Source organism: Micromonospora sp. NPDC050187 (assembly GCF_044459745.1).
GTDB lineage: Bacteria > Actinomycetota > Actinomycetes > Mycobacteriales > Micromonosporaceae > Micromonospora.
In genome coordinates, this window is the sequence record NZ_JBITJH010000001.1 from 590621 (window position 1) to 604588 (window position 13968).

The following is a 13968-nucleotide window of genomic DNA, read 5'->3' on the forward strand; positions in this document are numbered from 1 at the left end:
CCCCGGGCCGGGGGGCGGGCGGGGCCGCCCCCCCGCCGCCGGGGCGGCGGCGGGGGGGGGGGGGGGGGCGCCCCCCCCCGCCCCGCCCCCCCCCCCCCCCCCCCCCCCCCCCCCCACCGTCAGTGGTGGGCCATCATCCGGTGCGTCCGGCCGTTGCCGTTCGCGCCGAGCATGCCCATCCCCATCCCCTTCTTCGCTCCACCCCCGGTCATCATGCCGCCGGCACGGCCGAGGATTCCCCGGAACACCTGACCGGGTTTCTGCTGTTCCCCGGCGTAGCTGGTGACCACGATCAGCGCTCCGGTGATGGCCGGGACGGCCCACTGGAGCACCTTCATCTGCCGTTGCGAGGTGGCGACCGCGCGCGGGGTGTCGGGCTGGGGTTCGGTGACCCCGGCGACCGGTGGCTGGCCCGCCTTCTCCAACCGCATGCCGAGCATCCGGCTGTACCCGGTGACGGCCAGGGCCGCGACGGTCAACGCGGTCTTGACCGCGCTCATCCGACCGACCCCGCACTGGGTGAGCACCCGGGGGCTCTCGGTCACCATCTCGCCGACCGCGCCGGCCAGGTGCGCCCCGATGGCCGCCGCGTTCACCGGGGTCCACCGGGCCCAGCCCGCCGAGGCCATCGGCAGTCGTTGGGTCCTGTCGCTGATCTGCGCCGCCGCGCCGTTGACCCCGGTGGCGCCCATCAACGAGCCGCCGAACCAGGCCGCGAGGCCGAGGTCGTGCATCGAGCGCAGTACGGTGTGCCGTTCGGACATCTGATCCCCTTCCGCCGTGTGGGCGCTGCGGCATACCCACCCTCCGGACGGCTATTCCCGCCCGGCCGGTCGCAGCGGCGGCGGTGAACTGTCACGGCACCATCTCCCGCGCGGTGGTCAGGCGACCGCCGGGGCCGGCCGGCCGATGTTGGCGACCGTTTCGTACACCGCCCCGAGCTGCTCCACGGCCCGCTTCCAGGAGTACCGGCTGCGGATCCGGTCCAGTGCCGCGGTGGCGTACGAGAAGCGGCGGACGTTGTCCCGCAGCAACCGGCGGACGGCCGTGCCGAGGGCCCGGGGGTCGCGGGGCGGGACGAGGTCGCCGGTGAGCCCGTCGACCACGGTGTCGGTGATCCCGCCGACGGTGGTGCCGACCACGGGCACCCCGCAGGCCATGCCCTCCAGGGGCGCGAGGCCGAACGACGCGTACCAGGGCGCGGCGACGAGCACGTCGGCGGAGCGGTACCAGCGGGCCAGTTCCGCACGCGGGACCGCGCCGACGAGGCGGACCCGCTCGGCCACGCCGCAGGCCGTGGCGAGGGCCAGCAGCCGGCGGGCCGTGCCGTCGGTGGGCAGCAGGTCGGCGGAGGGGCCACCGACCACGACGCATTCCGCCTCCGGTACGCCCGGCAGCGCCCGGACCACGTCCGGCAGACCCTGCGCGGCGGCCAGCGGACCGACGGTGAGGATCCGGGGCCGGGCCGGGTTCCGGGGCACGACCGGCCCCTCGGGGCGGAACAGTTCCTCGTCGACCCCGACGGGGACCAGGGTCATCCGGGAGCGGGGCACGCCCAGCCGGAGCAGTTCGGCGACCTCGTCCTGGCACTGCACGACCACCCGGTCGACGGCCCGGCCGATGGCCCGTTCGTAGCCGATCCGCCCCGGCGGGCTGGTGTCCCGGTTGCCGAGCTGCCGCCGGGCCACCGTGCCGAGCCCGTGGTACGTCTGCACGACCGGCACCCCGGTCCGGCGGGCGGCGTGCAGGGTGGCCAGACCGCTCATCCAGAAGTGCGCGTGCGCGACGTCGGGCCGCCAGTCCCCGTCCCGCCACGCTCCGGCGAGCCAGCGCCCGAACTCGCCGAGGTAGGGCAGCAGCTCGTCCCGGGCCAGCCGCTCGGGCGGCCCGGCGGGCACGTGACAGACCAGGTAGCCGTCCCCGGTGGGCACGGCGTCGGGCATCGCGGTGGAGTCCCGGCGGGTGTAGACCCGCACGTCGTGGCCCGCGCCGACGAGTGCGGCGGCCAGCTCCGCGACGTGCGTGTGTTGGCCGCCGACATCCGGCTCGGCCGGTACGGCGAGCGGACTGGCGTGCTCCGAGATCATCGCGATGCGCATGCTTCCTCCTCCATCAGCCGGTCCCGTCGCCCCGGGAACGACCGCCGAACCGTCACGTGCCGTTCCGCGTTCGTCGCGGGTCGGTGGTGCGCGTCCCGGTCGGTGCGTACCGACCGGGACGCGCCCGTGCCGTTCCGGCTGGAGCCGACGCCCGACCCGCATGGCAGGGTCCCTACCCTGAGCCGTCCGGCCTAACCAACCGATCGGGTCACGTCCGGCACTTCCGGTCAGGCGTCGTCGCGGAGCATGCCCGGTCCGAACACCTCGTACGCGATCCGCCCGGCCGGCACGCCCCGGCGCAGCAACCCGCCGCGGACCAGGTTCATGAACGGCAACGGTCCACAGAGGTGGACGTGCGCGTCGGGGGTGAGCGGAATCAGTTCCGGGTCCACCCGGCCGGCGCTGACCTCGGCCGACAGCCCGTCGAGCAGGTCGCCGTCCTCCTCGTACCACAGCTGCAGGCGCAGGTGGGGCAGGGCGGCGCGGAGCCGGGGGAGCTGGTCGCGCAGGGCGTGCGTGCCGCCGGCCCGGTCGGCGTGCACCAGGGTCACCGGCCGGTGCGGCGAGGTGGCGGCCAGGTGCTCCAGGGCGGCCATCGCCGGGGTCACCCCGATCCCGGCGCTGACCAGCAGCAGCGGGCCCTCCCCGGGAGCCGAGGCGACCTCGCCGAAGGGCGGGCTGAGCCGCAGCGTGTCCCCAACGGCCACCCGCTCGTGCAGGAAGGTGGAGACCGCCCCGTCCGGGGCGCCGCCGGTGCCGCGTACCCGCTTGACGGTGATCCGCCAGTGGTCCGCGCCGGGGCGGCCGGAGAGGCTGTACTGCCGGATCTGCTGGCCCCGCCCCGCGCCGAGGTCGACGGCGACCGAGACGTACCGCCCCGGTACGAAGTCGGGCACCGGGCCGCCGTCGGCCGGGACGAGGGTGAGGGAGACCACGTCGGCGGTCTCCGGGGTCCGCCGGTCGACCCGCCAGGGGCGCCACACCGGCTCGCCCTCGCCGATGCCGGCGGTGTGGTAGAGCCGCGCCTCGCGGGCCACCAGCTCGCAGGCGAGCAGCCAGTACGTTTCGTCCCAGGCCGCGGCGACCTCGGCGGTGACCGCGTCGCCGAGCACCTCGCCGACGGCGGCCATCAGGTGCCGGCCGACGATCGTGTACTGCGCCGGGGTGATCCCGAGCGAGGCGTGTTTGTGCGCGATCCGGTCCAGGACCGGTCCCCACGGCAGGTTGCCCACCCCGACCAGGTGCTCGGCGTACGCGACCACGGCCGCGGCGAGTGCAGCCCGCTGCCGTCCGGTCGCCTGGTTGCCCCGGTTGAAGATGTCGAGCAGCTCCGGGTGGGCCTCGAACATCCGCTGGTAGAACCGGCCGGTGATCTCCTCCCCGTGCGCCTGTACGGCCGGCAGGGTCGCCTTGACCACCGCTGCTGATGACTCCGTGAGCACGACTCTCTCCTTCTGGTCACTGGTCCGGTCGAGCGCGCCCAACTAAACAGGTAGATCAAATACTTCTTCAGGGTCGAAGGTCCCGGATCCCGGGTCGAACGGATCACACCCCGACGGGACCTCCGGCGGTGACCGCCCGCCCGACCCGCTGGCTAGGGTCGGTGGCGTGAAGCTCAACCGGTCCACCGACATGGCGCTGCGGATCGCCATGCTGACCGCTGCGTCACCGGGCCGGACGACCGTGGACGAGCTGGCCGTCCAGCTCGCCCTGCCCCGCAACCACGTGGCGAAGGTCGTCCAACGCCTCCAGCGGCTCGGTGTGCTGGTCACCATCCGAGGGCGCGCCGGCGGGGTGGTCTTCGCCGAGGAGGCGACCGGGTTGACCGTCGGCGCGATGGTCCGGGCGTTCGAGGGCGACGACGAGGTGGTGGACTGCGACCGTCCGGCCTGCCCACTGGTGCCCGCGTGCCGCCTGCGGGGCGAGCTGCGCCGCGCGCAGGACGCGTTCCTCGACGTGCTCGACGGGGTCCGCCTCGGTGACCTGGTCGCCGGCTCGGCCGGCCCGGTGCTGCTCACCCTCGGTGGCCGGACGACCTGACCGGGGGTGTGCCCGCACGGAACGGGACCCCGCCCGAGGTGGCGGGGTCCCGGTGGTCCGTCGACGGTGGGTCGGTCAGGAGACGGTGACGCTGCCGTCCGGTGCCCGTACGCAGGCCACGCTACGGGCGGTGGCGGTCGCCGCCCCGGTCAGGCACTGGCCGAGCACCTGGTGTCCGGTGGCGTTCGGGTGCCACGACTCCTGGCAGGTCTGGAAGTAGGTGACGCAGGTGTTCGCGATGTCCTGGATATCGAGCTTGTCCTTGCCGGCGAGGCTGGTCACGAAGACCCCGGACGGCCCGTCCTGGAGCCGGATGGGGGTGGCCAGGGTGCCGGTGGGGCTGTTCGGCGACTCACAGAGCCGGGCGCCGTCGAACGCCCGCTGCACGTTCAGGTAGACCAGGTCCGCGCCGGGGAACTCGGCGGCGAGGGTGTCCCGGGTCGAGCGGACCATGGTGCCGAGGCTGGCGGAGAAACGGTGCCCCGGAGCCAGGCTGGCCCGGTGGATCGGGCAGCCGGCCGCGTACCGCTCGGCGCCGAGGTCCCGGAACTTGTCCCGGTCGTCGGCCCGGCCGTCCTGCTCGTGGAAGGTCGGGTACAGGTCGAACGGCAGCGGGTTGGTGTAGTCCTGGAACACCACCCGGTGCTGGCCGTCGGCGTCGACCTGGGCGAGGGTGGCGAGGATCTGGCGGACCGCCGAGGTGGTCTCCCCGGTGGCCGCGGCGAGCTGCGCCGGGGTGGCCAGGTCGGCGTCGCTGCACGGCTCCTGCGGGACCGGGCCGCCGAGGTACGCCCAGAACTCCCACCAGCCGGTCCAGGCGTCGGCGATGAACCGGTTGGCGCACTTCTCCGCCACCGAGCCGAAGGTGAACGAGCTGTTGTTGGAGCCGAGCCCGATCAGGACGAGGTCGATGTCGTGGGTCCGGGCGACCGCGCGGAGCTGGTCGAGCTGGGACGTCACCTGCCGGCCCTTGGCGCGGGCCGCCGAGGCGGCGCCGATGTCGTACGGCTGCCCGCCCGAGCAGGCCAGGTTGAACCGGTCCTGGATGCCCGGGAGGCTGGCCCGGTGCAGGGACGCGTTCGCCGAGCGGTGGCAGAAGTACGCGTTGTTGTTCGGCGCGGACCAGCCCGGGAAGCCCTGGGCCACCCCGTTGACGTCGACCACCGGGGCGTACGCGCCGGCGCCTTCGCCGCTGATGAAACTGTCGCCGAGCGCCACCGCGGCGGTGGGGAGCGCGGCGGTCGCCGGGGCGGGGGACGCGACCGTGGCGGTGAGCCCGGCCGAGGCCACGACCAGTGCCGCCGCGAGCGCGGTACGACGGAACACGGACATCGGACCTCCATCCATCGATGGAAATGTGAGAAAGTCTTTTGAGGTCGCGATCACATCACGCCCGTCTCGCGGGCGTCAACGGTTCGCCGCTGTTTCGATCGATGGACTTCGCGCTCTGTGGGGTCGGCCGGGCCCGACCCGACCCCGCGCCGCAGGTCCGTCGCCCTGCTCACGATTGGTCCGTGCGGATGGCCCCGGCGCGGGGCGGCGGCGGTATGTCGGCGCATCCGGCTAGGCTCGCTGCGGCGTGCCGTCCACCGGCGATCTTCGCCGGAGGTGGCCCCGCACCGCCGAGACCTGGGAGTACGACCAAGTTGACCGCAGAGCTTGAGCCTCTCTACGGGGCCGACGACCTTACCCACCTGGAGGGGCTGGACGCCGTCCGCAAACGCCCCGGCATGTACATCGGCTCGACCGACAGCCGTGGCGTGGGTCACCTCGTCAACGAGATCCTCGACAACTCCACCGACGAGGGGGTCGCCGGCCACGCCACCCGGATCGAGGTCGTGCTGCACGCCGACGGCTCGGTGCAGGTCGACGACGACGGCCGGGGCATCCCCACCGACGTGCACGCCAAGTCCGGCATCTCCGGCGTCGAGCTGGTGCTGACCCGGCTGCACGCCGGCGGCAAGTTCGGCGGCTCCGGCTACAAGACCTCCGGCGGCCTGCACGGCGTCGGCGCCTCGGCGGTCAACGCGCTCTCCCGCCGCTTCGACGTGACCGTCCGCCGGGATGGCAAGGTCCACGCCATGTCGTTCCGGCACGGGGTGCCCGGCATCTTCGACGGTCCCGGCCCGGACGACCCCTTCACCCCCGGCCCCGGGCTCCAGGTGGTCGGCGCGACGAAGCGCGGCCAGCGCACCGGCACCTCGATCCGGTACTGGCACGACGCGCGCTACTTCGAGACCGCTGCCCGGCTGGACGTCGACGCGGTCCGGATGAAACTGCGCAACACCGCCTTCCTGGTGCCCGGCGTCAACTACCTGCTGCGCGACGAGACCGGCGAGGAGCCGACCCGGGAGGAGTTCCACTACCCGAACGGGCTCACCGACATGGTGGAGTTCCTCGCCCCGGCCGGCGACCGGGCGGTCTCCGGCACCCTGCTGGTCACCGGCGAGGGCACCTACCGGGAGAACGCCGCCGACGCCAACGGCGTCATGCAGTCCAACGTGCAGCGCCGCGCCGAGATCGAGGTGGCCTTCCGCTGGGGCACCGGCTACGAGCGCACCGTCGAGTGCTTCACCAACACCATCCGCAACGCGCACGGCGGCACGCACCGCAAGGGCTTCGAGCGGGCGCTGACGCGGACCCTCGCCGAGGCCGTCCGCAACACCCGCGGTTTGCTCCGGGCCAAGGAGGACCCGCCCACCCTGGACGACGTCCTGGAGGGGATGACCGCCGTGGTGCACGTGCGCATCCCCGAGCCGCAGTTCACCTCGCAGACCAAGGACGAGCTCTCCACCGCCGGCATCACCAAGGTCATCCAGTCCCTGGTGGAGCAGCACCTCAAGGCGTGGTTGGAGGACCGCCGGTCCAAGGCCGAGGCGCGCACCGTCCTCCAGAAGATCGTCGACGCGGCCCGGGTGCGCCTGACCCAGAAGCAGCAGAAGGACGCCGCCCGGCGCAAGACCGCCCTGGAGGGCGCGGCGATGCCGGCGAAGCTGGTCGACTGCCGCTCCTCGGGCATCGAAAGAAGCGAATTGTTCATCGTGGAGGGCGACAGCGCCCTCGGGACCGGTAGGCTCGCCCGGTCCGCCGAGTACCAGGCGCTCCTGCCGATCCGGGGCAAGATCCTCAACGTGCAGAAGGCGAACCTCCAGCAGGTGCTGGACAATGCCGAGTGCGCGGCGATCGTGCAGGTGCTGGGGGCCGGCTCCGGGCGGACCTTCGACCTCTCCAGCCTGCGGTACGGCCGTGTCCTGATCATGGCGGACGCCGACGTGGACGGCGCGCACATCCGGACCCTGCTGATCACCCTCTTCGCCCGCTACATGCGACCGCTGATCGAGGCCGGACGGCTCTACGCCGCGATGCCGCCCCTCCACAAGATCACCACGAGGGGGCGCAACCCGCAGACCGTCTACACCTACACCCAGGCCGAGATGGAGGCGACGGTCCGCAAGCTGGAGAAGGCCGGCAAGCAGATCGTCACCCCGATCCCCCGGTTCAAGGGCCTCGGCGAGATGGACGCCGACGAACTCTGGGAGACCACGATGAACCCGGCCACCCGGTCGGTCCGGCGGATCACCCTGGAGGACGTCGAGGCCGCCGAGCGGATCCTCGAACTGCTCATGGGGGAGAAGGTCGAACCGCGCCGCAACTGGCTGATCGAGTCCGCCGACCGCGTCGACCGCGACGCGATCGACGCCTGACCACCCCTGTCACGGGAGAGAGCGCAACCATGGCACGCCGTAAGGAAACCCGCGACAAGGTCGACCTGTCCGCGTTCGACCGGGCCGGTGCGCGGGTCTTCGACAATCCGCTGGTCACCGAGGTCTCCGACTCCTACCTGGAGTACGCGTTCTCGGTCATCCACTCCCGTGCCCTGCCGGACGCCCGGGACGGCCTGAAGCCGGTGCACCGCCGCATCCTCTACTCGATGCACGAGTCCGGGTTCCGCCCGGACCGGGCGCACGTCAAGTCCGCCCGCGTGGTCGGCGACGTGATGGGGCGCTACCACCCGCACGGCGACACCGCCATCTACGACGCGATGGTCCGGCTCGCCCAGGACTTCTCGCTGAACGTCCCGCTGATCGACGGGCACGGGAACTTCGGTTCCCCGGACGACGGCCCGGCCGCCGCCCGTTACACCGAGGCCCGGATGTCCCGCGAGGCGATGCTGCTCGTCGGCGAGCTGGGCGAGGAGACCGTCGACGTCGAGCCGAACTACGACGGCTCGCTGACCCAGCCCACGGTGCTGCCGGCCGCGTTTCCGAACCTGCTGGTCAACGGCGCGTCCGGAATCGCCGTCGGGATGGCCACCAACATGATCCCGCACAACCTCGGCGAGGTGGTCGCGGCGGCCCGCTGGCTGATCCGGCACCCGGACGCCACGCTCGACAAGCTGATGGAGTTCGTCCCCGGCCCGGACCTGCCCACCGGTGGCCTGCTGCTCGGCCTGGACGAGGTGCGCCGGGCGTACGAGACCGGGCGGGGCGTGGTGCGGATGCGCGGTCGGGTGGAGATCGGCCCGGTGGAGGGCAGCCGGGGCCGGCAGGCGATCACCGTGGTCGAGCTGCCGTACGGCGTCGGCGCGGAGAAGGTCATCGCCGCGATCACCAACGAGGTGACGAAGACCAAGCGGCTGACCGGCATCGCCGACGTCAAGGACCTCACCGACCGGGAGAGCGGCACCCGGCTGGTCGTCGAGTGCAAGGTCGGGGTCAACCCGCAGGCGCTCCTGGCCGACCTCTACCGGCTCACCCCGCTGGAGCAGTCCTTCGGCGTCAACAACCTCGTCCTGGTCGACGGGCAGCCGCGCACCCTGGGGCTCAAGGCCCTGCTGGAGGTCTTCCTCGCCCACCGGTACGACGTGGTGACCCGGCGCACCTCGTACCGGCGGCGTCGGCGCCAGGAGCGGCTGCACCTGGTCGACGGCCTGCTGGTCGCCCTGCTCGACATCGACCGGGTGGTCCGGCTGATCCGGGAGAGCGAGGACGCCCAGGCCGCCAAGGACGGCCTGATGCAGAGGTTCCGGCTCTCCGAGATCCAGGCCACCTACATCCTGGACACCCCGCTGCGCCGGTTGACGAAGTACGACCGGCTGGAGCTGGAGGCCGAGCAGGAGAAGCTGCGCGGCGAGATCGCCGAGCTGTCCCGGATCCTCGACGACGAGAAGGTGCTGAAGAAGCTGGTCTCCGACGAACTGGGCGCGGTGGCGAAGCAGTTCAGCAGTCCCCGCCGGACCACCCTGGTCGACGGTGACCTGAAGGAGGTGCTGGCGGCGTCCGTGCCGGCCGGGCCGCTGGAGGTCGCCGACGACCCGTGCCAGGTGATCCTTTCCGCCACCGGGCTGATCGCCCGGACCGCGGCCGAGTCGGAGGAGGCCGCCGAGGGACGCGGACGCCGTGGTCGGGTCAAGCACGACGCGGTACGCGCGCTGGTGCACTCCACCGCCCGGGGCCGGGTGCTCGTGGTGACCAGCGCCGGGCGGGCGTTCAAGGTCGACGTGCTGCCGCTGCCCGTCCTGCCCCAGCAGTCCGGCACGGTGTCGCTCAGCGGCGGGATGTCCGTCGCCGAGCTGGTGCCGCTGGAGGCGGGGGAGTCCGTGGTCACCCTGGCCCCGTTGGGCCCGACCGCCGAGGGGTCGCCCGGTCTGGCGCTGGGCACCCGGCAGGGTGTGGTCAAGGTGTGCGCGCCGGAGTGGCCGGTCCGCTCGGACGAGTTCGAGGTGATCTCCCTGCGCGAGGGGGACGAGGTGGTCGGGGGGACCTGGCTGACCGACGGGGCGGAGACGCTGACCTTCGTCACCTCGGAGGCGTCGCTGCTGCGCTTCGCGGCCGGTCTGGTCCGGCCGCAGGGCATCCGGGGCGGCGGTATGGCCGGCATCAACGTGCCGGCCGGGGCGCGGGTGGTCTTCTTCGGCGCGGTGCGCACCGACGACCCGGTGCACGGGGAGCCGATGGTGGTCACCTCGACCGGCGCCACGGTCAAGGTGACGCCGTTCGCGGCGTACCCGGCCAAGGGGCGGGCGACCGGCGGGGTGCGTGCCCAACGCCTGCTGAAGGGGGAGACGGACCTGGTCGTGGCCTGGGTCGGCTCCCGACCGGTGGGTTCCACCGCCACCGGGGAGCCGGTCGAACTGCCGGCGGAGGATCCCCGCCGGGACGGGTCCGGCTTCGCGGTGATGCTCGGCCCCACCCTGCTGGGCCACCACCAGACCCGCGAGTGACCGTTCGTCCGGGGTCCGACCGCACGTCGGTCGGACCCCGGGTGGACCGGACGCGGGTCAGGTCGGGACGCGGGGGGAGCGCAGGCGGGCGACGGCGCGCATGGCGTGGTAGGTGACCAGGGCGGCGGCGGTGCCCAGGGCGATGCCGTTGAAGGAGAGGTCGCCGACGGTGAGGGTGTAGTCGGCGGCCCCGATGATCAGGGCGACCGCGGCGGTGAAGAGGTTCACCGGGTTGTGGAAGTCGACCCGGTTCTCGATCCAGATCCGCGCGCCGAGGACGGCGATCAGCCCGTACAGGACGGTGGTCGCGCCGCCGAGCACCCCCGCCGGCACGGTCAGGATCAACGCCCCGAACTTCGGGCTGAGCCCGAGCAGCACCGCCGCCACCCCGGCCACCCAGTACGCGGCGGTGGAGTAGACCCGCGTCGCCGCCATCACGCCGATGTTCTCCGCGTACGTGGTGGTGCCGGAGCCGCCGGCCGACCCGGCGAGCACGGTCGCGATCCCGTCACCGAGGAACGCCCGGCCCATGTCCCGGTCCAGGTCGCGGCCGGTCATCGCGGCCACCGCCTTAACGTGGCCGGCGTTCTCGGCGATCAGCACCAGGATCACCGGGATCACCAGCACCGCCGCCTGGACGCTGAAGCTGGGCGCGTGGAACTCGGGCAGCCCCACCCAGGCCGCCTCCCGCAGCCGGGTGAGCGTGGCCAGGTCGAGCCCGTTCGTCGCGGCGGCGAACAGCCAGCCGGCCACCACGCCGAGCAGGATCGACAGCCGACCCGCGAAGCCCCGGAAGGCCACCGTGGTGAGCAGGATCGCGGCCAGGGTGACCGCCGCGACCAGCGGTTGCGCCTTGACGCCGGTGCCGCTGCCGTTGCCGTCCCAGGCCACCGGGGCGAGGTTGAGCCCGATCAGCGCGACGATCGCGCCGGTCACCGCCGGGGGCATCAGCGCGTCGATCCACCGCGTCCCGGCCACCTGGACGACCAGGCCGACCAGGGCCAGCGCCGCGCCCGCGACCACGATGCCGCCGAGCGCCGGACCGATGTCACCGCCGGCCTTCGCCGCCATGACCGGTGCGATGAAGGCGAACGACGAGCCGAGGTACGACGGCAGGCGGTTGCCGGTGATCACCAGGAACAGCAGGGTGCCCAGCCCGGAGAAGAACAGCGTGGTGGCCGGCGGGAAGCCGGTGATCAGCGGCACCGTGAAGGTGGCCCCGAACATCGCCACCACGTGCTGCACGCCGATCCCGACGGTGCGCGACCAGGAGAGGCGTTCGTCCGGGGCGACCACGTCGCCGGGGCGCACCGTGCGGCCGTCGCCGTGCAGCCGCCAGGGTGTCCGGCGCGGCGTCGTGGTGGAGGGTGGGGTCATCGGCGCACTGCCCTTCACGTCGGTGGGACATGGTGGGGCGGTGGTGACCCTGGACGTTTGTAGCAGAGTGCCGGCGGCGGCCGGTCCGCCGGACCGGTCCCGGGCGGCGCGGACGGGGTCGGAGTGGGACGCGACTCAGGCGACGCCGGTGGGGCGGAACTGCACGCTGACCCGGGGGCCGACCGGGCGGCTGGTCTTCGGAACGGCGTGTTCCCAGGTGCGCTGGCACGAGCCGCCCATCACGACCAGGTCGCCGTGGCCGAGCGGGAAGCGCGGGCCGGTCCCGCCGCCGCGCGGGCGCAGCAGCAGCGGGCGGGGTGTGCCGAACGAGACGATCGCCACCATGGTGTCCGCGTGCGCGCCCCGGCCGATGGTGTCGCCGTGCCAGGCGACACTGTCCCGGCCGGAGCGGTAGAGGCACATGCCGGCGGTGACGAACTCCTCGCCCAGTTCGGCGGCGTAGTGCCGGTTGAGGGTGTCACGGGCCTCGGTCAGCACGGCGTGGGGCAGCGGCCGGCCGGCGGCGTACCAGCAGAGGAGCCGGGGCACGTCGACCTCGGCGTCGTACATCCGGCGGCGCTCGGCCCGCCAGGGCACCTCCCGCAGCAGGGTGGCGAGGACCGGGTCGGAGCCACGCACCCAGCCGGGTAGGTGGTCGACCCAGGCGCCCCGGCCCAACTCGTGCCGGCGCACCCGCCCGGCCAGCGGCTCCAGGGCGGGGCCCTGGTCGGTGAGGTCCAGCATCGAGGGCTGGTACGCGATGTCGGCCACCCGGCCGATCCTACCCACCGTGTCGTACACACGTACGAGAGGCGGGTGGTCGGGGTAGGGTGCCCGGCGGGGTGGCGCCGACCGGTTCCGCCCGATGTGACCAGTCCGGCGTACGCCGGCCGACCGACGGGAGAACCCGCATGCCGATCCGCGAGCCGTACGCGCGGGCGTCATGACCAGCCTCACCCCGACGGCCGGGGCCGACCGGTCCCTGTCCCGCCTGCCCTCCCTGACCGGACTGCGGTGGATCGCGGCGATGCTGGTCTTCGGCTTCCACGTCGGGACGATGCGGATCATCGTCGAGCCGGAGTTCAAGGCCGTGGTGGACCAACTGTTCACCCTGGGCCTGTCCGGGGTGCAGTTCTTCTTCATCCTCAGTGGGTTCGTGCTGGTCTGGTCGGCCCGTGAGCAGGACACGAAGTGGGCGTTCTGGCGCCGCCGGCTGGCCAAGATCTACCCGAACCACCTGCTGATGTGGGCGGTGGTGCTGCTGGTCGGGCTCTGGTTCGCCGACCCGGTCAACCCCTCGGCGGCGATGCAGAACCTGCTGCTCGTGCAGGCCTGGAACCCCACCCCCGGCTACTTCTACAGCGTGAACACGGTGAGCTGGTCGCTCTCCTGCGAGCTGTTCTTCTACCTCTGTCTGCCGTTCGTGCTGCCGGCGCTGCGCCGGACGCCGTCGGCGGCGCTCTGGGTCGTCGTCGTGGCGGTGCCGCTGGTGATCCTCGCCCTCTGGCCGGGTCAGCTCCTGGTGCCGGAGGAGAGTCGGTGGTGGTTCACCCAGATCTTCCCGCTGGTGCGCTCCACCGAGTTCTGGATGGGCGTGGCCGCGGCCGAGTTGATGCGGCGCGGCCACTGGCGCGGCCCGGGCCTGCCGCTGGCCACCCTGATCTTCGTGGTCACCTGGGCGGTGGCCGGCGAGTGGATCCGTGCCGAGTTCTGGGCGGCGCTGCTGTCGGCCGCGTACATCCTGGTGATCACCTCGGCGGCCCGGGCCGACGTGCGGGGCCTGCCCTCGCCGTGGCGCTCCCGGCCGCTGGTCTGGCTCGGCGAGGTCTCCTTCGCCTTCTACCTGGTGCACGTCTTCGTGATGGTCACCATCCTCCGGCTCACCGGCGACCGGGGCGTGGGCTTCACCGGCTGGACGGGTCCGCTGGTGGTGGTCGGCCTCCTGCTGCTGAACCTCCTGCTGGCCTGGCTGCTGTACCGGTGGGTGGAGACCCCGATGATGCGCCTGCTCGCGCCGAGCCGGAAACGCCCCGCCCCGGCCGGGAGTCCCGCCACGACGACCGGGGGAGCGTCCACGACCGGAGGACCGTCGGCGGCCGTCGCGCCCCGGCAGCGGGTCGCCGACGGCGTCGGCGGGGACGGACACGCCGACGTCCCGGCCGGTGACCAGGCCGTGGGATCCGACCCGGCCGGCATCGACGCGGGTGCCCGACGTTCGGGGTAATCTGC

Annotated in this window: 9 protein-coding genes and 1 pseudogene; 4 read left to right on the forward strand and 6 right to left on the reverse strand. The window is 73.1% G+C overall.

What is annotated here, in order from left to right:
- Window positions 1–119: 119 nt before the first annotated feature.
- The 3 genes from ACIBJE_RS02920 to ACIBJE_RS02930 all read right to left on the reverse strand — a co-directional run bounded on the left by ACIBJE_RS02920 (window position 120) and on the right by ACIBJE_RS02930 (window position 3583).
- Window positions 120–764 carry a hypothetical protein gene (locus ACIBJE_RS02920; protein ID WP_396742087.1) on the reverse strand — a complete coding sequence of 215 codons (645 nt, stop codon included), beginning with the start codon at window positions 762–764 and terminating at the stop codon, window positions 120–122.
- 117 nt (window positions 765–881) lie between these two features.
- On the reverse strand, window positions 882–2099 hold the full coding sequence (locus tag ACIBJE_RS02925) for a glycosyltransferase (protein WP_396742089.1): 1218 nt from the start codon (window positions 2097–2099) through the stop codon (window positions 882–884).
- A 227-nt stretch (window positions 2100–2326) separates the two neighbouring features.
- Window positions 2327–3583, reverse strand: a complete 1257-nt coding sequence (locus tag ACIBJE_RS02930; RefSeq protein ID WP_396742091.1) for a globin domain-containing protein — start codon at window positions 3581–3583, stop codon at window positions 2327–2329.
- A 124-nt stretch (window positions 3584–3707) separates the two neighbouring features.
- Between ACIBJE_RS02930 and ACIBJE_RS02935 the strand changes: the two genes are divergently transcribed.
- The gene (locus ACIBJE_RS02935; RefSeq protein WP_396742093.1) at window positions 3708–4139 is read left to right on the forward strand and encodes an RrF2 family transcriptional regulator; all 432 of its coding nucleotides are present in this window, start codon (window positions 3708–3710) and stop codon (window positions 4137–4139) included.
- A 75-nt stretch (window positions 4140–4214) separates the two neighbouring features.
- On the opposite strand, the gene ACIBJE_RS02940 is transcribed toward ACIBJE_RS02935, so the two are convergent.
- Window positions 4215–5471, reverse strand: a complete 1257-nt coding sequence (locus tag ACIBJE_RS02940) for a hypothetical protein (RefSeq protein ID WP_396742095.1) — start codon at window positions 5469–5471, stop codon at window positions 4215–4217.
- 101 nt (window positions 5472–5572) lie between these two features.
- Here ACIBJE_RS02940 and ACIBJE_RS02945 point away from each other — a divergent pair.
- Window positions 5573–7843: pseudogene (locus ACIBJE_RS02945) on the forward strand (type IIA DNA topoisomerase subunit B).
- Between the two features lie 29 nt (window positions 7844–7872).
- Entirely contained in the window at window positions 7873–10362 is a 2490-nt protein-coding gene (locus ACIBJE_RS02950; protein WP_396742097.1) for a DNA topoisomerase (ATP-hydrolyzing) subunit A, read from the forward strand.
- 57 nt (window positions 10363–10419) lie between these two features.
- Here ACIBJE_RS02950 and ACIBJE_RS02955 read toward each other — a convergent pair whose 3' ends face one another.
- Entirely contained in the window at window positions 10420–11739 is a 1320-nt protein-coding gene (locus ACIBJE_RS02955; protein ID WP_396742098.1) for a uracil-xanthine permease family protein, read from the reverse strand.
- Between the two features lie 135 nt (window positions 11740–11874).
- Window positions 11875–12483: an alpha-ketoglutarate-dependent dioxygenase AlkB gene (locus ACIBJE_RS02960; protein WP_396742243.1), complete on the reverse strand. Its 609-nt coding sequence runs from the start codon at window positions 12481–12483 to the stop codon at window positions 11875–11877.
- 199 nt (window positions 12484–12682) lie between these two features.
- On the opposite strand from ACIBJE_RS02960, the gene ACIBJE_RS02965 reads away from it, so the two are divergent.
- Window positions 12683–13963 (forward strand): acyltransferase family protein, encoded by a 1281-nt coding sequence (locus ACIBJE_RS02965; protein ID WP_396742100.1) that lies wholly within the window; start codon window positions 12683–12685, stop codon window positions 13961–13963.
- The last annotated feature ends 5 nt before the right edge of the window (window positions 13964–13968 follow it).